Source organism: Xylanibacter ruminicola Ga6B6 (genome assembly GCF_000687715.1).
GTDB classification, from domain to species: Bacteria; Bacteroidota; Bacteroidia; order Bacteroidales; family Bacteroidaceae; genus Prevotella; species Prevotella ruminicola_B.
On record NZ_JHXD01000020.1, the window covers coordinates 51006 to 69679 of the forward strand.

Annotated in this window: 10 protein-coding genes and 1 tRNA gene; 4 read left to right on the forward strand and 7 right to left on the reverse strand. The window is 48.3% G+C overall.

Features of this window, described 5'->3' with window-relative positions; all coding sequences use genetic code 11:
• Nucleotides 1–12: 12 nt before the first annotated feature.
• Both T500_RS0111680 and ileS read right to left on the reverse strand, forming a co-directional pair.
• The gene (locus T500_RS0111680) at nt 13–393 is read right to left on the reverse strand and encodes a TraR/DksA family transcriptional regulator (RefSeq protein WP_013065585.1); all 381 of its coding nucleotides are present in this window, start codon (nt 391–393) and stop codon (nt 13–15) included.
• Between the two features lie 30 nt (nt 394–423).
• Nucleotides 424–3981 (reverse strand): isoleucine--tRNA ligase, encoded by a 3558-nt coding sequence (gene ileS / locus T500_RS0111685; RefSeq protein ID WP_028908261.1) that lies wholly within the window; start codon nt 3979–3981, stop codon nt 424–426.
• Nucleotides 3982–4185: 204 nt separating this feature from the next.
• Here ileS and T500_RS0111690 point away from each other — a divergent pair, with 204 nt between their 5' ends.
• Complete coding sequence (locus tag T500_RS0111690) at nt 4186–5634, forward strand: anaerobic C4-dicarboxylate transporter (protein ID WP_036909021.1); 1449 nt, start codon at nt 4186–4188, stop codon at nt 5632–5634.
• Nucleotides 5635–5692: 58 nt separating this feature from the next.
• On the opposite strand, the gene T500_RS0111695 is transcribed toward T500_RS0111690, so the two are convergent.
• Together T500_RS0111695 and T500_RS0111700 are read right to left on the reverse strand one after the other, a co-directional pair.
• Complete coding sequence (locus T500_RS0111695; RefSeq protein ID WP_028908263.1) at nt 5693–7438, reverse strand: phospho-sugar mutase; 1746 nt, start codon at nt 7436–7438, stop codon at nt 5693–5695.
• Between the two features lie 126 nt (nt 7439–7564).
• On the reverse strand, nt 7565–8749 hold the full coding sequence (locus T500_RS0111700) for a tetratricopeptide repeat protein (protein ID WP_028908264.1): 1185 nt from the start codon (nt 8747–8749) through the stop codon (nt 7565–7567).
• 128 nt (nt 8750–8877) lie between these two features.
• Between T500_RS0111700 and T500_RS0111705 the strand changes: the two genes are divergently transcribed.
• The 3 genes from T500_RS0111705 to T500_RS0111715 all read left to right on the forward strand — a co-directional run bounded on the left by T500_RS0111705 (nt 8878) and on the right by T500_RS0111715 (nt 11041).
• A complete protein-coding gene (locus T500_RS0111705) occupies nt 8878–9369 on the forward strand; it encodes a hypothetical protein (protein WP_155267529.1) in 492 nt (163 codons plus the stop codon).
• A 105-nt stretch (nt 9370–9474) separates the two neighbouring features.
• Nucleotides 9475–9548: transfer RNA gene (locus tag T500_RS0111710), tRNA-Arg, on the forward strand.
• Between the two features lie 338 nt (nt 9549–9886).
• Nucleotides 9887–11041 carry a site-specific integrase gene (locus T500_RS0111715; protein ID WP_028908266.1) on the forward strand — a complete coding sequence of 385 codons (1155 nt, stop codon included), beginning with the start codon at nt 9887–9889 and terminating at the stop codon, nt 11039–11041.
• On the opposite strand, the gene T500_RS0111720 is transcribed toward T500_RS0111715, so the two are convergent.
• The 3 genes from T500_RS0111720 to T500_RS0111730 all read right to left on the reverse strand — a co-directional run bounded on the left by T500_RS0111720 (nt 11034) and on the right by T500_RS0111730 (nt 18568).
• Complete coding sequence (locus T500_RS0111720) at nt 11034–12983, reverse strand: hypothetical protein (RefSeq protein ID WP_028908267.1); 1950 nt, start codon at nt 12981–12983, stop codon at nt 11034–11036. The genes T500_RS0111715 and T500_RS0111720 overlap by 8 nt on opposite strands.
• Nucleotides 12984–13000: 17 nt before the next feature.
• Nucleotides 13001–17023, reverse strand: coding sequence for a phage tail tape measure protein (locus tag T500_RS0111725; RefSeq protein ID WP_028908268.1), 4023 nt, complete (start codon nt 17021–17023; stop codon nt 13001–13003).
• A gap of 1203 nt (nt 17024–18226) precedes the next feature.
• Complete coding sequence (locus T500_RS0111730; protein WP_028908269.1) at nt 18227–18568, reverse strand: cupin domain-containing protein; 342 nt, start codon at nt 18566–18568, stop codon at nt 18227–18229.
• Between the last annotated feature and the right edge of the window lie 106 nt (nt 18569–18674).

Here is an 18674-nt window from a genome sequence, read left to right on the forward strand (position 1 = left end):
GAGGTCCGTGCGTCACTTTTTCTGGTTCAGCTTAGACTCTACACTCAGTGTTGCATGAGGAACGGCACGCAGACGCTCCTTTGGTATCAGCTTACCGGTAATACGGTCGATACCATAGGTTTTGTTCTCGATGCGAACCAATGCAGCCTTCAGGCCCTGAATGAACTTCTGCTGGCGGGCGGCCATCGAGATCAACTCCTCTTTCGACTGGGTAGCACTACCCTCCTCCAATGCCTTGTAGGTGGGTGATGTATCGTCGACGTCGTTGCTGTCCTCGTTGGTCAGTACGCGCATCATCTGTTCGTAATCACGCTTGGCCAAAGCCATCTTCTCATTGATAATCTGACGGAACTCTTCGAGCTCTTCGTCAGTATAGCGAGTCTTCTCTGCCATAATACTTAATTGTTTAGTTATTGATTATTTTTAATTCTTTGTAACTGTTATGTTCAACTTGAAGTCATCGAACTCAACCTCCTGACCGTCATTAGGTTGTAGAGTAACATCATCGGCCAGAACCTGAGTCTTGATGTAGTCGGCAAAGCTGCTTACAGCCTTCTCAACCTCAGCATTTGGAGTCAGTACCACGCTGATACGGTCGGTAATCTCAAAGCCGCTCTCCTTACGGATGTTCTGGATGCGGTTGATGAGCTCGCGGGCCATACCCTCGTTCTTCAACTCCTCGGTGAGTTCTACCTCGAGTGCTACAGTAAGATTACCCTCGTTAGCTACCAACCAGCCTGGAATATCCTCGCTGATAATCTCAACGTCCTCAACTAGAACCTCTAGATTATCTAGAGTATCTAGTACTAGCTTACCATTCTTCTCGAGTTCGGCAATCTGCTCCTGACTCAGGGCATCCATTGCGGCAGCTACACTCTTCATGAGCTTACCGAACTTCTTACCCATGGTACGGAAGTTACACTTTACCTTCTTAACCAGCACGCCAGCACCCTCAACGAAACGCAGTTCCTTCACGTTAACCTCGTTCATAATCAGGTCCTTAACGGCTTCGATGTGCTTCTTCTGAGTCTCGTCCACAGCAGGAATCATGATGGCCTGCAGTGGCTGGCGCACCTTGATGTTAACCTTGCGGCGCAGGGCCAGAACCATCGATGTAATCTTCTGTGCCATCTGCATGCGAGCCTCGAGATCCTTATCAATCTGTGCCTCGTCGGCAACTGGGAACTTATCCAGGTGTACTGAGTCGAGCTCACCACCCAGGTCCTTATACAGCTGGTCGGCATAGAATGGTGCGAATGGAGCCAGCAGCTTGGCAACGGTCATCAAGCAGGTGTAGAGAGTCTGATAAGCCGAGAGCTTATCCTCGCTCATCTCCTTACCCCAGAAACGTTTGCGGTTCAAACGTACGAACCAGTTACTCAGGTCGTCGTTAACAAACGCGTCGATCAGACGGCCGGCACGTGTAGGATCGTAGCCTTCCAACTCGGCCTCTACGCCCTTGATAAGGGTGTTCAGGCAAGAGAGGATCCAGCGGTCGATCTCAGGACGCTTATCGAATGCTACCTGTGCTGTTGCGGGGTCGAAACCATCCACATTAGCATAGAGTGCGAAGAAACTATAGGTGTTATAGAGTGTTCCGAAGAACTTACGACGAACCTCGTCTACGCCCTCTGGGTCGAACTTCAGGTTGTCCCAAGGCTCAGAGTTGGTCATCATATACAGGCGTACAGCATCGCTACCGTACTTGCCAATCATATCGAATGGGTTTACTACATTACCAACGTGCTTCGACATCTTGTTACCCTTGGCATCGAGCACCAGACCTGAAGAAATTACATTCTTGAAGGCTACTGAGTCGAAGATCATGGTAGCAATAGCGTGCAGGGTGAAGAACCAACCACGAGTCTGGTCGACACCCTCGTTGATGAAGTCGCAGGGGAAGGCGATACCCTTATCAATCAAATCCTTATTCTCGAATGGATAGTGGATCTGTGCGTATGGCATAGAGCCAGAATCGAACCATACGTCGATCAGGTCGGTCTCGCGCTTCATGGGCTTACCGCTCTCTGATACCAGAATGATGTTATCAACGTATGGACGGTGCAGGTCGATCTTATCGTAGTTCTCCTTGCTCATGTCGCCAGGAACAAAGCCATTGTCCTTCAATGGGTTGCTAGTCATGAAGCCGGCCTTAACAGCCTTCTCGATCTCGTTGTAGAGCTCCTCAACCGAACCGATGCAGATTTCCTTGCCATCCTCGTCGCGCCAGATAGGCAGTGGTGTACCCCAGAAACGTGAACGAGAGAGGTTCCAGTCGTTCAGGTTCTCCAACCAGTTACCAAAGCGGCCTGTACCTGTGCTCTCGGGCTGCCAGTTGATAGTCTTGTTCAGTTCGAACATACGATCCTTCTTGGCAGTTGAGCGGATGAACCAAGAATCCAATGGATAATAGAGTACGGGCTTATCGGTACGCCAGCAGTGAGGATAGTTGTGCACGTGCTTCTCGATCTTGAGTGCGGTGCCCTCCTGCTTCATCTCCATACAGATAACGATGTTCAGGTCCTCGGCCTTAGCGGCTGCCTGCTCGTCGTACTTACCATCCTTGTTGAACTCGGGTGCATAGGCGTTCTTTACGTAGTCGCCAGCGTGGTGACCGTAAGCCTTTACATCTACACACTTCTCAACAAAGTTATTATCCAGTTCGTCCATTACATAGTATTTACCCTGGAGGTCGACCATTGGACGTGTTTCACCTTTCTTATTAATAAGGAACAGGCTTGGGATGTGAGCATCCTTAGCTACCTTGGCGTCATCAGCACCGAAGGTAGGCGCAATATGTACGATACCTGCACCATCCTCGGTGGTTACGTAATCACCAGGGATAACGCGGAAGGCCTCGCTCTCCATCTCAACAAACTGATCCTTGCCATTCTCGCTGGCGAATACCTTCTCAGGATGTGCTGCGGCATACTCCTTTACATAGTCTGCAGCATTCTGATCGAGCTTAGCCGATGGTTTTACCCAAGGCATCAACTGCTGGTACTTCATACCTACCAGCTCCTGACCGGTATAACGGCCTACGATGCGGTAAGGTACAAACTTCTCGCCCTTGTTGTACTCAGGCATCTCGTCGCCATCGGTGATGTTACCCTCGGGTGAGAGATAAGCATTCAGTCGGCTCTCGGCCAGAATGATGGTCATCTTCTCGCCGTTGTAGGCGTTGTAGGTCTGTACTGCTACGTAATCAATCTTCGGACCTACGCAGAGTGCGGTGTTCGAAGGCAATGTCCAAGGAGTGGTTGTCCAGGCTACGAAGTAAGCCTCGCCCCACTTGGTCCACTCTTCCTTAGGATCGAGGGCCTTGAACAGTGCTGTTACGGTAGTGTCCTTTACATCGCGATAGCAACCAGGCTGGTTCAGCTCGTGTGAGCTCAGACCAGTACCGGCACCTGGCGAATATGGCTGGATGGTGTAACCCTTGTAAAGCAGGCCCTTGTTGTAGAACTGCTGCAGGAGCCACCACAGTGTCTCGATATACTTGTTGTCGTAGGTAATGTAAGGATTATCCAGATCAACAAAATAACCCATCTTCTCGGTGAGGTCGCGCCACTCCTGTGTGAACATCATCACGTTCTCGCGGCACTTCTTGTTATAATCCTCGGTTGAGATGTACTTCTCTGATGCTTTGTTGTCGATATCAGCCTTGGTAATGCCCAACTCTTTCTCAACGCCCAACTCTACAGGCAGTCCGTGAGTATCCCAACCAGCCTTACGCTTTACCTGATAACCCTTCATGGTCTTATAACGGTTGAAGGTATCCTTAATGGTACGAGCCAGCACGTGGTGAATACCAGGATGACCGTTAGCCGAGGGAGGACCCTCGAAGAATACAAACTGTGGACATCCCTCACGTTCGTTAACCGAACGCCAGAATACGTTCTTCTCGCGCCACATCTCCAGGATATCATTGTTAACCTGGGTCAGATTCAAGCCGTTATGTTCTGCAAACTTCTTTGCCATATCCTACTTTTTTAGCTTCTATTTTTTAACCTTTATTATTTAGCGTGCAAAGGTAGTGAAATTATCTGACCTGACCAAAGAAATAAATAATTTTAAGATTTATCCGCGAAAAAATGCGCAAAAATTTCGTATATCCAAATAATTTGCCTATATTTGCCGTCATAATTCTAATAATAACAACTTAAAACAATCGAATTTTAACGTATGATTACATTTACAATGGTTCTGCAGCTCTGTATCGTTCTTGGTGCACTGTGGGTTGGTTCCCGTTATGGCAGTCTGGCCTTGGGAGCTATTTCGGGAATTGGATTGGCTATTCTGGTGTTTGGCTTCGGACTTAAACCAGGAACGCCACCAACAGATGTTATTTACATCATCATTGCTGCTGTAACGTGTGCAGGAATCATGCAGGCTTCGGGCGGTATGGACTGGCTGATACAGATAGCCGAAAAGCTGCTGCGCAAGCATCCTGACCACATCACGTTTTTTGCACCGCTATGCACATTCTTCCTGACGGTGCTGGTAGGAACAGGTCACGTGGTTTACACGCTGATGCCTATCATCTGCGACATCGCGCTTAAGAAAGGTATCCGTCCGGAGCGCCCGTGTGGTGTTGCCTCTATTGCCTCGCAGGTTGGTATCACGTGTTCGCCTATTGCTGCGGCTGTGGTGGCCTTCGTCACCATTTCTAATGCCAACCACTTCGACATCACCATTCCTCGTGTACTCATGATCAGCATTCCTGCTTGTCTTTGCGGACTGATGGCTGCTGCCGCCGCTTCATACCATCGCGGACTGGACCTGGACAAGGATCCTGAGTTCCAGAAGAAGATTGCCGATCCTATTCAGCGCGAGTATATCTACGGTTCGAACGCTACCACGCTCGACAGACAGATTCCACAGTCGGCTAAGAATGCCGTATTTATCTTCCTGGGTGCGCTGGCTGTTATCGTAGTGTTTGCTGCCCTACCCGACCTGCTGCCTTCTTACCCCACCGTTAAGGCGGTTAAGGGTGCTGGCGACCTGACGCTGGCAAGCGGCGTTACCATCTCGGCTTCGTCGTTGGCTAAAGCAGGTGTTGTGGCCGAAGGATTTACCGAGAAAGGTATGGTGGATCTGAAGATGAACCTGGTGATTCAGATTGTCATGATTTCGGCTGCTGCGCTAATGATCATCTTCTGTAAGGCTCAACCCAAGAAGGCTGTGGCTGGTCCGGTTTGGCAATCAGGTATGGTAGCAGTAGTTGCCATCTATGGTATCGCCTGGTTGGCCGACACATACTTCTCGAACTACATGAGCGAGATGCAGTCGATGCTGGCCGACATTGTCAAGGAATATCCATGGAGTATTGCTATCGTATTCTTCCTGGTTTCGGTGCTCATCAACTCGCAGGGTGCGGTGGTTGTAGCCATGCTGCCGTTGGCCTATAAGCTTGGTATTCCTGGTCCCGTATTGCTGGGTGTGCTGCCAGCCGTTTACGGTTACTTCTTTATCCCTAACTACCCATCGGATATCGCTACCGTTAACTTCGACCGTTCGGGAACTACGGTGATTGGTAAATACCTGCTGAACCACTCGTTTATGATGCCTGGTTTGATTAGCGTATTCACCTCTACGATAGTAGCTTATCTGCTTTCAATGATATTCTACTAAAAGGTATAAAAATAGCCCTCGCCGATGTGACGAGGGCTTCTTTTTTTATGTATATGCTTTAGAGATTCAAGCTCTTCTTCAGGGCCTCGATCTTCTCCTCGGCAGCCTTGGTGCAGCGCTCGTAATCGGCAGCATCCTTAAAGCTGGCATCCTTCACCTCGGTGTAGAACTTAATCTTTGGCTCGGTACCTGAAGGACGAACTGATACCTTTGTACCATCCTCGCAGAACCACTGCAGAACGTTGCTGGTGTCAGGCATATTCAACTTCTCAACACTACCGTCGGCCTTCTTAGCCTCCAGAGTCTGATAGTCCTTCCACAAGCAAACCTTGCTACCGCCCAGCTCCTTTGGAGGATTAGCACGGAAGTCGGCCATCATCTGCTTAATCTCGTCGGCACCGGTCTTACCAGGACGAACCACATTGATGGTTACCTCCTTAGAGAATCCGTACTCCTTGTAGATGTTCATCAGCAGGTCGTACAGAGTCATACCGTTATCGCGAGCCCATGCAGCAATCTCACAAATCAAGCAGATAGATGCTGGAGAATCCTTATCGCGAACCTTATCGAATGGCAGGAATCCGAAGCTCTCCTCACCACCACCGATGTACTTCTTAACGCCCTCAGAGATGCGAATCTCGTTGGCAATCCACTTGAAGCCTGTATAGCAGTCGCGATACTCTACGCCGTTCTTCTTGGCAATCTCGGCAATCACCTCGGTAGTAACGATGGTCTTTACCAGGAACTCGTTGCCCTTGAGCTGGCCGAGCTTCTTCTTGTTGGCGATGATGTACCATGAGAACATCATACAGGTCTGGTTACCATTCAGGATTTCCCACTCGCCCTTAGCGTTGCGACAAACGATAGCCAAACGGTCGGCATCTGGGTCAGAAGCAATCACCAGGTCGGCATTCAGGCGTGTACCCAGCTTCATACCCAGGGTCATAGCCTCGGCATTCTCGGGGTTAGGACTAACTACAGTGGGGAAGTTACCATCGATAACCATCTGCTCGGGAACCACGTGGATATTCTGGAAGCCCCATGAACGCAGAGCCTCAGGAATAATGACGCGACCAGTTCCGTGCATGGGGCTGTAAACGATATTCAGGTCCTTCTGGCGCAGGATGACATCCTGATCAACCATAGCCTCCTTAACAGCCTGCAGGTAATCCCAGTCCATCTCACCACCGATGATGTCGATGAGCTCCTTGTTACCATTGAACTTAACGTCCTCGATCTTTACCTTGTTAACCTCGTCGATGATACCCTTATCGTGTGGAGCCAGCACCTGAGCACCATCGTCCCAGTATGCCTTGTAGCCATTATACTCACGAGGGTTGTGCGATGCGGTTACGTTTACGCCAGCCTGACAGCCCAGCTGACGGATGGCGAACGAAATCTCAGGTGTTGGGCGAAGGCTCTCGAACAGATAAACCTTAATGCCGTTAGCCGAGAAAATGTCTGCTACAGTCTCAGCAAACATACGACCGTTGTTGCGGCAATCGTGACCTACAACAACCGAGCTCTGCTTGCCTGGGAATGCCTTCAGGATATAGTTGGCAAAACCCTGTGTAGCCATACCTACAATGTACTTGTTCATGCGGTTGGTACCAGCACCCATAATACCACGAAGGCCACCTGTACCAAACTCAAGATTCTGATAGAAAGCATCGATCAGCGCTGTCTTGTCAGCATTGTCGAGCATTGCCTGTACTTCCTTACGTGTCTCCTCATCAAAGGCTGGAGAAAGCCATTCCTTAGCCCGTGCCTCGCACTGAGCAATCAGTTGAGCGTTGTCTGCCATAATCTTTCTGTTTTATTTCTTTAGATTATAAATAAATTCTATTTTGCGAAATTACAAAAATAAAACGAGAAACGACCTAAATCATCTCTCGTTTTATAATTCATTAACTAATTAATTCTTCTTATCTTACTTCTTCAGCAGTTTATCGATTTCATCAAACTGTTTACCCATATTCAGGTTGAAGTAAATGCGATATAAAGCAGGCGCCCACTTATCGAGCTCGTTAGGAGCCATTTCGCGATATTTTTCCATATAGGGGCGTGCCTTTTCGTACATCTTCAGGATCTGCTTCTTGTTCTTTCTTGGATCCATGCGCTGGGCAATGTTCAAGCAGGCCAGACCAGCCGTGTAATAAATGTCGGGCTGCTCTGGGTTTACCTCAATCAACTGCTCGCTGAACTTCAGACAGTCGCTGTACTTCTTCATGTTCAGCATCACGGTGCTCTTGGCAAAAAGATACAGCTCGTTGAGCGAATCGATAGCCAACGCCTCGTTTACCACACTATCTGCCATCTGATAGTTGCCGCGACTGTTGTATACATCCATCAGTCGGGGGAAGAAATAGGTGGATTTGGGATACTTCCAGAAGCCCTGCCACAGGGTTGAGATGTGCATCGAGTCGTCGTCGAGTTTATCCCATGCATCGGCCATATACTGCAAGGTGTACTCCAGCTTCTGCTCATCGCGCTGGGCTGTTGCTGCGTGGCGCAATGTGAGTACAGGATCGTTCAAGCGATAGCCGCAATAGGTTGCCCAGTAAGCTACTTCGCCCATCTTGGGATCCTTGTACATATAATCGTAGCCAGTAAACAATGGCTGACGGTCGCAATCGAGGTACATCTCGAAGAATTCAAGTGCATTCTTGAAATCACCCTTCTTCAGATGGTGGGCGCCACCGTAGTAGATATTGGGGCGATAACTGTTCATCTTGGCAGCGTTATCCTTGCGATATTCGGGGTGCGAGTTACCTTTCTTATCAGGCTTGGCATCGATAGAATCCAATTTCTCGGCTATGGTAAACATACGCTTAGCCAGATTAAAGAAGGCGGCTGTATCAACCTTCTGTTTGATATACATCTTCTCGTTAATGGCCAGATACTGCTTCTCGACAGACTGCAACCAGATGTCGTATATACGTACGTTCTGCTGGTTGGCAGAATCTTTCAGCAAGTCGGTCATCAGTTTCTCTGCCTGCTCTAAATTCTTCCCACTCTTCAGTATGGTTCGTGCTTCGCCAATCTGCTTACGCTGAGCGCTCATAGGGGCACTCATTATTACGCAGCTTATGGCCATAATTAACAATCTCTTCATCCAGTTTATACCTTATTATATATATAAGCGGCTGCAAAGGTATAAAAAAATGCTTAAAATGTTTGCAAACTACAGATTTTTTAGTATTTTTGCAGCATATTTTATCAACTAATAACCTATTTTGGGTCATGAAGAAGAAATTTCTATTATGGGGTTACGCAGTCATTGCAGTCTGCATTTTTATCATTCTATTAGCCATCACTCTCACGTCAATAGCAGGCGCTCAGGGAGCGCGAAATCATATGGCCAACCCAGAGAATCGTAGAGGTATCTACGATACGGCCGCCAAAGTAAGCAGAGATACGGGACTGAAGTTCCCGGAGTTCCGCATCAAGGAGCATAAACCTGGAGAATATCTCGAAGGCGGACAGTTCCGCGATACACTGATTGTGTTCTTCTACAAGGGTATCCCCGACTCTGTTTATCGTTCGTTCGAGGAGCGTGCCAAGAGCCTCGAGGAAGGTAAGGACAGTTGTAAGAGTGTTGAGATCGACAGTGTTTACTACAACTATCAGGACTTTTATGTGGGTGGTTTCTCAAGCTATGTAGGTGTGCAGGTTTCTAAGAATTCGCCTTATGGTCGCATCATCTACGGTAACTGGAAGCCGGCTAAGAAGTAGTTTGGTATAAACTTTGCAAAGATTTCAAGGAAAAGTTTGGTAGGTTCGAAAAAAATAACTACCTTTGCAGCCGATTTCTTGAAAGGGAGTCATCAAAACAAGGCTGGTTCGGTAGCTCAGCTGGATAGAGCAACTGCCTTCTAAGCAGTAGGTCTTGGGTTCGAGTCCCAACCGAATCACAGAAGAGAAAAGTGGACAGGTTTTAATAACCTGTCTATTTTCTTATAAAAACAAGCAAAAAGCGCTCTTTTACACTAGATTTTATCCAGTTCTCAGTATTTTAAATTAATGTTGAACAAAGCAGTTGATTTGGACACATTTGGACTGATGTGGAACTGGATAGAATGGTTTAGAAAACCTCCTTTTTGCTACCATTTTTGCTACCACACTCCAGAATTTTGCTACCAACAACTCAATTTATAGTGATTTGGAGGCTGTGTATTCTGATGAATGACGAGCTTATCTACCACAGATTTCCTTATAATGTCCACTTTCTCTGCGTAAAAACCTAAAATTTATGAAGAAAAGAGTAAAAGTGGTATTTGACCGCAAAGGCTCAGTAGCAAAAACTGGGTATGGAAAAATCGAGCTGTGTATTTACCTTCAGGCAGGTGAACGTAAATACGAAACAGTAGGAACTGCAACTTCTGAAGAATGGGAAGCTGCAGCCCAGAACAAGAACGTAGTAGCTAGAATCAAGCACTACGAACAGATTATTAATGCTATGACAGTACTTGGTGAGGATTTGACCATCGAGACTTTCAACAGACATGTTTACGGGTCAGAGTTAAAGGATATCGAGACTCCAGACAACAAGTACATGTACATGGGACATGACCAGCGTAGAAGCTTTCCTCAATTCATCGAGGAATACCTGCAGAAAGAAGGGCTAAGTGAGGGAACAAGCAAACACGTCAAAGTGGTGGTAGAAAGCCTGAACAAATCTCATATGCTTCAGACTTTCGCTGACCTTACACCAGCGAACATCATCAAGTATGATGACTATCTACATGCCCAAAACAACAAGACGCTGTCAACCATCTGGGGCTATCACAAGAGATTAAAGAAATACACCCGTGTTCTTTGGCGTGACCAGATGATTCCCAATAACCCTTACGATCATGTACAGCTTAAACGTGGTAAGCACAAGGAGCGCAGACCACTCAACGAGGAAGAGCTGCTGAAGATGCGTAAGGCAAAATTGTCAGATAAGCTCGCGCGCGTGCGCGACCTATTTATATTTATGGCATATACTGGACTGTCTTATGTGGACATGTGCAGCTTCGACTTCATGACAATGACAGAGAAAAAAGGAAGACTGTTCTACATCGATGGAGCACGAGTGAAGACCGGCTCTAAGTTCTTCACCCCTATCCTACCTCCTGCCCAGGCCGTACTTGATAAATACAACTATAAGCTTCCAATTATCACGAACCAGAAGCTCAATGACTATCTGCACGTGATTCAGGAGAAGCTGGATATCAACAAGCCCATAACCTGCCACGTAGCCCGACACTCTTTCGCTACCTTATTGCTGACCTACGATTTCCCAATAGAAAAAGTGGCTAGAGCACTAGGCCACAAAGATATCAAGACGACTCAGGTATATGCTAAGATTCTTAAGAAACCAATGTTCCAGCATACCGAACAAATAGTATCAGCTATCAGATAATTCGATAGAATGTACCTTTGAGTAACTGCGACTTTCCTGTTGATTCATGGAAAGTCGCTGTTATTTTCTCACAGATATAGCGGCTGCCTTCAATGTAGAAGATGGCACGCGGATTGGGAATATCGTCAGAAAGGAAAGAAAAGGTGTACTTCTTCCTGTTGTCGATATTGTAGGTATATTGATATGGGATATTCTGCGCGTCGAGACCTTTCTTGGGCTCCAGTCGCAGTGAGTACGGGGGCTTTACTGCAGTAAAGTCATCGTCTATCTCTACCTTATCTACTATGGGGCGCGGCAACTTTCCTGTGTTGCGGATATTACCGTCCCAGAAAGCCACATAAAGTTTGTCGAAATAAGCCTCTGCCTTTTCCAGATCCCCTTTTTCTATGGTCTTTCCGGCCATACTCTGCGCTAAAGCGCCGTCGCCATATTCTGTTTCTGTATCGCCTTGCCTATCATCGTCGCGACTTCCTGTAATACCTCGTGTTCGCTGCCCTCCCATCCGGCTACCATCGCCGTTATCAACGGAACCACTTCCAGAGGTATCCTCATTCCATGTCGTTGCATTACCCAGGTCGCCACACTCCAGGAATAAGCACGGGCCTAAAGTTTCCTCTGTTTCATCAATCCAGGCAGGAACCATTTGCAATTCAACGTCTTCAGCATCCTTACTGACGAATAACTTACCAAACTGGTTAACAGGCATCAATCGGTTGTAGTACTTATACCAATGATAATCCTGGCCACCGATATGTGTTGTTTCGTAAAGCTCTGACTTGTAGCAGTACATAATAAAATAGGTGTCCACGTCGCGGGCGTAGAAGAGTTTGTTACCATCCGAACCAGCCGGATAGCCTCGTGAATAACGCTTATGTGAACCTCCATCTGTGATGTAAATACCGCTTTCCTTAAGTGTTTTGGCATAGTTGAGTAATGCTGTAAGCGTGCTATATTTCAAGGCGCTGTCTTTGTTCTTAGCGATGTACCACTGGCAGCTGCGATACGGCCAAAGGCGATTATCGTTGTCAGCATAAGCAATGTTTTTCGAGGCAATGTAGTCCGATTTGTCCTCCTGAGCCACGTCCACAGAGTACTTGCTGACGATACGGTCAATTTTCATCGATTTGATGTTATGAGCAATCTTGTGCGAGAAGTCAAACCTGATAGTCCGGTTCTTGTGGTTGATGGTGAACTCACCACCCATCAGCAACTCCAATTGCTCGAAGAATTCAGTGAGCGACCAGTGTGGCATGGCATCAGCGAAGTTTGCTAACGACCATGCTGCAGGGAGTGTGTTACAAATAATAAGGTATTTCCAATAACTGTTGTTGATGACGTTGAAACTACCAGAATACTTTATGGCGCTGCATATCTTCTTCAGGATGTACAGCAGATACGGCTGGAATGAGAGATTAGCGAGCTTGCTATCCCATTGAAAACTTCCGTTCGATGCTTTAACTACAGCGTTCTGAAGATTGCCTGATGTGTTGTTCACCCATGGCAGAGCAACATAATCAACCAATGGATAGCTTGCTTCCCATGCAGTGGAAATGTCGTAATTCTCGGCACTCCGGTCAGATGGGGTGCCGAGATCGAGCTGGTTCAAGTAGATATTATCAAAAGTATCGTTGAAGTTCTGTTCGCTTCGGCCCTCCAGGAACTGTGTCTTCACTTCCACCTCTGATATCTGTGTGATGGTGATGCAGCCAGCTTTATAAAACTGTTTGTCACGGATTTCACAGTCAAATACAACCTTGTTCTTCAAAACATCCTGACGGTAAAGGTGCCCAAAGATATCAATGTTCTGCGGGCATCCTTTCAACGGGAAAGTGATGGTAAGTGTGTAGCTGTCAGAGCCCGTAAACAAGGGGTTCTCTGCGATATATTCAAACGATGTATTCTTTTTGAGATAGGCAATCTTGCCGCTGATAATGATTTCCATATTGAAGTGCTTATGCTTTATTTCCTGCGACTTTTGGGTGATTTGTTACGGATGAGCTGGTCGTATTCGTCCTGGGCCTGTTTGATGCCGGTGTCGCCAGTGACGGTGTTGACTGTCACAAAAGGTTCGTTGAGACGATCCTTCAGCTGGCGCATGATATCGGCATACTCCTTCATCAGCTTGTCAGACTTTTCTGACTGCTGCTGGGTGGGCTGTAGGATAACTGTCGGCGATGATGGTGCGGACTGTGCGTACACGCTCGGAGCCACGATACTTCGTGAAACGTCTTCCGAGCGTAATGAACCGATGGTGTTCGTTCGCTGGGCATAGTCCAAAGCCTCAATCATCGGGCGGGCTACGGGCGACTGCAGTAACTCCTGACTGGCCACCCACTCCCCTTTATGTACGATGCCGGCCACCTCAAATTTACCACCTTCGCCAGTAAAACCACCTTTGGCATAACCTTGAGCTGCCGATGCTTCCTGCTGCTTCTTGATAGCAGCTACCTGTAGCATGCCTGCAGCTACAGCTGAAGCTGCTGCGATTGGGGCCAGGATGTAACCAATCAATGGAACTGCAGCGGCAGAACTATAGGCGTTGATAGCAGAAGTAGCTGTCTGTGCGATGGCCTGCATCACCTGCATCTTGAACATCTTTTTGTTAGCCTCAGTCTTGACTTTGGCCACCTCCTGCTCCTTCTGCTTCTCAAGCTTCTTCACGATATAATTGTTACCTTCTGCGTTGGAGATTTCGGTCTGGTAGCGCTTTTCGATGGCAGAGATTTGGATATCGGCTTCGGCCTGAATGAGCGAAGACATCTGTTGGAAGATGCTGCTCATGCCTGAGCTGATGACATCCAGGGAGCCTGTGACCGCCTTCCCCATATCTGATTGCAGCCACTCCTGAATGGCGCTGGTCCATTCTTCGAGGAATGACTTGTTATCGTCGAGCTCGTCGATGCCGTACTTCTTTCGCAGGGCCTTTTTCGCTTTCTGGTAGTCCTCTTCGATACGCAGTTTCTCTTGGGCGTTGTTGTCGGCAGCTTGTATCTCCAAGTCATAGACTATTTTGAGTGCTTCCAAGTCAGTCAGATATTTATTCGTCCGTTCAGAGCGGTTCTCCCCGAAATATTCCTCCTTGATTTTCTTCAGTTGGTCCTGATGCTTCTTCTCGGCGGCTTCCGTCTCCTGTTGGCGTCGCTTCTGGTCGGCAATCAGTTTGTCCTGATATCGGGTCTGCGCCTGCGTGTATTCAGTCGTGCCCTCTTCGTAGATCGCCGTCATGCGTTTGAGGTGGTTCAACTCTAAGAGTTCCAACGACTGCTGATAGATCTCCTGGTCTATCTGCCCATCAATATAGCGTTGCTTCTGGATAGACATTGCTTCGTTGTAGAGCTGCGTCTCCTGTTCCACAGTGATTTTCGTATGCTGTTCCGATTGCTTTTTTTCAGCCTCTGCATATGCTGCCTGAGCCTCCAGCTTTTCTATTTCCGTGAGGTCGCTGTGTTGTAGGATCTTCGTCTGGTATTCGATTTCGATTTCCAGAATGCGCTTCTGGTACTGTTCGTAGTTCTGCTGACCGGTGGCATAACTGATTCGATTGAGGGCTTCTTCCTTGGCTTTCCAGTCCTTTTCCTCCTTGAAGCGCTCCTGTTTTTTACTGTCGTCAGTGGGAGGTGGTGTTGGGGTCTTCTTTGGGTCTTCGGCCTTTGCTAACTTCTCCGCTTCGTCTGCCAGGCGCTGATTGTCCGTTGTGAGGGATTCGATGATGTTGTTGTACTGCGTCACCGTCTTGTCCAGACGGGACTGTTGCAGCTTCCATGCCCTGTAGGCAGTTGGACTTACATTGGCGCTGCGGATGGCCTCCGATTCCGACTGGCCCTGCTTTTCGTTGAAATAGGCGTCCTGGATGTTATGTGGTGCATCGTTGAAATGCACGTCGCGCTGATGCTCAGCGTCGGGCAGTTTATCTAAAGCGGCTTTGATTTTCGCTGAATTCTTCAGCTGTTCAGTGTAGTTTTTCAGGATTTTGATGTTATGCCCATATAGCTGGCCTTCCTCGCTGATGCTCGCGTGGTAGTCAGGTATGATCTGTTGCAGCTCCTCGATGGCCTTTCGGCGCTTGTTGACAGATAGAGACTCGTTTTCTATCGTACGCTTTAGCTGCTCAATGCGGTTGATTTCCTCGCGTGTGTTGCGGTCGGCTTCCTCATTGATATCCTTCAGGCGCTTCTGAGCTGCAGCGGCGGTGCTGCTTGATTTGGCAAACTTCACGTACAGCCCAATCAGGAGTGTCATAGCTGTGATGGCCACACCCATGGGGTTCATCTTCAGCACCTTGTTAAAGAAAGTTTGTGCTGCTGTAGCGGCTGTGATTTCCCCTCTTAGCACCTTGTGTTTGAGGATAGAGGCTGCCAATGCCGTGTTTTCGATGGCTATTGCTGCAGCCTTCAGCTTGGCGACGGCAATGTATCTGAGTGACCAAAGATGTTGTAGTTTGACGGCTGTATAGTAGCCCACCACAGCAGCAGTCAGTGTGATGAGTGTGCCTTTGTATTTCAGGATAAAATCTACTAGCGTAGAGAGGACTTTCAGTATGAGTGTTGTGCTGCTCAGAACGTGACGCATGACGGGCTGTAGCTTTTCACCCAGCTCGATGGCCATTTCCTTGACACGCTTGCGTGCCTTGTCCAGTCCGGCCTGTACCGTAGTGTTCTGCACGTTGTATTCCTTGGTGACCGATGTTGCTTCCTTGAAAGCCTTCGCTGCTTCCGACTGTTCCCAACGAATCATATCCAAATTACCGGCCAACGCAGATATGACTTGAGCAACACGGGCACCATTTTCACCCATGTCCTTGAAGATGGGTGCCAGAACGTCGATGTTACCTAACTTATCGAGCGTATCGAGGAGCATCAGCAGGCCCTCGTTTGTTCCTTTGGCCAGCGTCTGCTTGAACTTCTCAGCATTCATGCCCGTAGCCTTAATAATCTTATCCTGCTGCTTGAACATGTCCATGATCAGCTTCGATACAGCTGTGGCCGACATCTCAACGGCCTGTCCCTGAGAGTCGAGCACGGCGGCCAGACCCATAATCTGTGGGATGGTCATTTCTGCCTGGGCACCTACGCCTGCCATACGCTTGGCGAAGTTGGCCAGGTATGGAGCTGATGCGGTGCAGTTCTGTGAGAGTTCGTTGATGACAGAACCAACAGACAGCAGCGCTTTTTCTGTGCCTAATCGCTCTTCATCGCCGAAGATGTTGGTCAGTTTGGAGAGTGTGAGCGTGGCCCCGTCGCCGAGTTCGTCGAGTGCGACGTTAATCTGGTCAGCCGCTTTCACGAATCCCATGATATCCTCTTTTGACTGCTTGCCCAGTTTACCAGCTTCCTCTGCAAGGATGTTCAGCTGTTCACGGCTGGAGCGTGTGTCCATCTTCTTGAATTCCTCGTTCAGGTCCTCGACCTGTTCCTTGGCCATGCCTGTGAACTTGCGGACATTCGCCATTTCTGCGTCGATGTCCGCATAGGCCTTGACAGCAGAGCGTCCTGCCATCACGATACCCGTTACGGCCGCTATCATACCCATGAGTGTCGTCTGCCAGTCGTTCATCTTGCGGTTGAAGCGGTCCCAGAAACCCTCGCCAACGGTCAGCTCCGTGTTGACCTTGGCGAGTTCCGCTTTCACCCGCTTGATGGCTTCCGCTTGTCGGTGCCATTCTTCGGTACCACGTTCGATGCCGTTGAGCTGCTTCTTCAGGGTGGTTAGCGTCTTGTTCAGTTCCTTGGGTGTTGCCCTGTCGAGGTTCTTCAGAACCTTCTCCACACCGGCAGTTGCACTCTCTATCTGAGCTATCTGGCGGTTGGTTTGCTTCAGTTCTTTCTGAAGTCGTTTGAGTTCTACTTTGTTACCCGCTTTGGCTGCATTTTCAATGGCGTGTTCGAGGTCTTGCGATTTCTTTTTTAGGTTGTCTAGCATATCCTGCGCCTGTTTGCCGTTGACAGTCAGGGTGACAGTTGCATTTGTGTTGATTGATGACATGATTTACAAGTTTAAATGTGGATTTACAAGTGCAAATTTAGTTTCGTGCGTGTGTGTATGAAAAGACGTGTCTGATGCCCATGCCTGAGACTTGACTGGGTGAAGGTATGGGGCCGCCATCGGGCACTTACCATTGATTATCCCCCATTATTTTGTTAAAACCGAAAATAGTTAAGTTAATAACCCTTTCGGTTGCTGATAATCAATGACTTACGGGATTGTTAAGGGCTGAGCCCTTAACCCGTCGGGATAGACACCCCCCACGCGCCCTGCCCTCGCCTCCCGCTCCCAACGCTCAGAAGAAGCGGAATATGTAAACAGATGTTAAGAAAATGGGGTTTGAAGTCGGATATTGTTAAGAAAGCCCCCGAAGTTGCGCATAGGCTCAAAAGCCCTTGAAATTCGGCTAAAACGGCGAATGTGCGGTACTGAGCCACAGGTGCGACACGAAATCCCTTTGACTTGGCAAAGGGTTGCGTGGCGTACTTGTGGAATGGGCGAATCAGACACGCTTCGGCTTGACCTCAATCTTTGATTGAAATCATAGCCGATGTGTGTCCGCCCTGGCGCACGGATGTGCGGTACTTGGCAGGGGTGAACAGACATAAAGAAAATCAGAGGCAGAGTGTTGGCTCACCAGAGCCTTAACGTGCCCCTGACTTTTCTGTTGGCTGTTCTCTCCTGCTCGACTCCAGAGCCGAATGTGGCAGGGCTTTATGCGCTGCCTCTTTCGGCGCGTGGCTTTAGCCATAGGAAATGATGCTTCAGCATACGAGAAAAGAGCCGCAGGCTTTATAGGCAAGGGACTTGATGGACTTTGTACATCGCTTGTGTGGATGGGCGGAGCTTTGCCACTCGTGGAAGGCTGACAAAATGTGCGTGGGTGCTGCGCGGCGAGCAGCATAGCCGCTCCTTCAGGACAAAGGAGTGTGTATTGGCTGGTACAGGAACTTGCTTGCTGGACTTGACGATACTTACTTCTTTGAGGCCATGCCGCTCACCGCATCAGCAGCGCTTATGCTCTTTGCAGGCAACCAGGAGCGAGTGGCATGCCCGAACATACATACAAGCCAAGCATCGGATGATGATTGAAGGACCGCAGGGGATTGTGGGCGGGACGAGCGTACGAAAGTGCGAAAAAAAAGGCAGGGGTGAATTGTATTCACTCCTGCTTATTGATCATAGCCGATTTCGAAGGGATTTCTATTTGAAGAAATCCTTTCGCATCGGTGTGAAGGTGTCGATAAGAATGCCTGCTTCCAAACAGACACAGCCATGTGGCAGGTTGGGAGCTACATAATAACCATCGCCAGCTTTGAGAGTCTTCTTTTCGTCGCCGATAGAAACTTCGAAACATCCACTGGCCACGTATGTACTTTGGGTATGTGGATGTTGATGGATGGGGCCGACGGCTCCCTGCTCGCATTTCACTTTCACCATCATCAGGTTGTCGTCATATGCCATTATCTGACGGACAACACCATCACCGGCATCTTCCCATTGGATGTCGGAGGCTATTTGGAAGGTTTCACTTTTCATATTCATCTTTAGAATTTTACTGTGAATTCATCCTGGATATCGCTGTTCTCTACTTCGTAAGTCAGCACATGACTATGGGATTTTTTATTTTCAATTTCGGGTGATTCTACTG

Bases quoted from the DNA above. Each gene is read 5' to 3' on its own strand.
- ileS (WP_028908261.1), bottom strand. From the start codon at position 3,981: ATGGCAAAGAAGTTTGCAGAACATAACGGCTTGAATCTGACCCAGGTT.
- T500_RS0111695 (WP_028908263.1), bottom strand. From the start codon at position 7,438: ATGGCAGACAACGCTCAACTGATTGCTCAGTGCGAGGCACGGGCTAAG.
- T500_RS0111730 (WP_028908269.1), bottom strand. From the start codon at position 18,568: ATGAATATGAAAAGTGAAACCTTCCAAATAGCCTCCGACATCCAATGG.
- T500_RS0111690 (WP_036909021.1), top strand. From the start codon at position 4,186: ATGATTACATTTACAATGGTTCTGCAGCTCTGTATCGTTCTTGGTGCA.
- T500_RS0111720 (WP_028908267.1), bottom strand. From the start codon at position 12,983: ATGGAAATCATTATCAGCGGCAAGATTGCCTATCTCAAAAAGAATACA.
- T500_RS0111725 (WP_028908268.1), bottom strand. From the start codon at position 17,023: ATGTCATCAATCAACACAAATGCAACTGTCACCCTGACTGTCAACGGC.
- T500_RS0111700 (WP_028908264.1), bottom strand. From the start codon at position 8,749: ATGAAGAGATTGTTAATTATGGCCATAAGCTGCGTAATAATGAGTGCC.
- T500_RS0111705 (WP_155267529.1), top strand. From the start codon at position 8,878: ATGAAGAAGAAATTTCTATTATGGGGTTACGCAGTCATTGCAGTCTGC.
- T500_RS0111715 (WP_028908266.1), top strand. From the start codon at position 9,887: ATGAAGAAAAGAGTAAAAGTGGTATTTGACCGCAAAGGCTCAGTAGCA.
- T500_RS0111680 (WP_013065585.1), bottom strand. From the start codon at position 393: ATGGCAGAGAAGACTCGCTATACTGACGAAGAGCTCGAAGAGTTCCGT.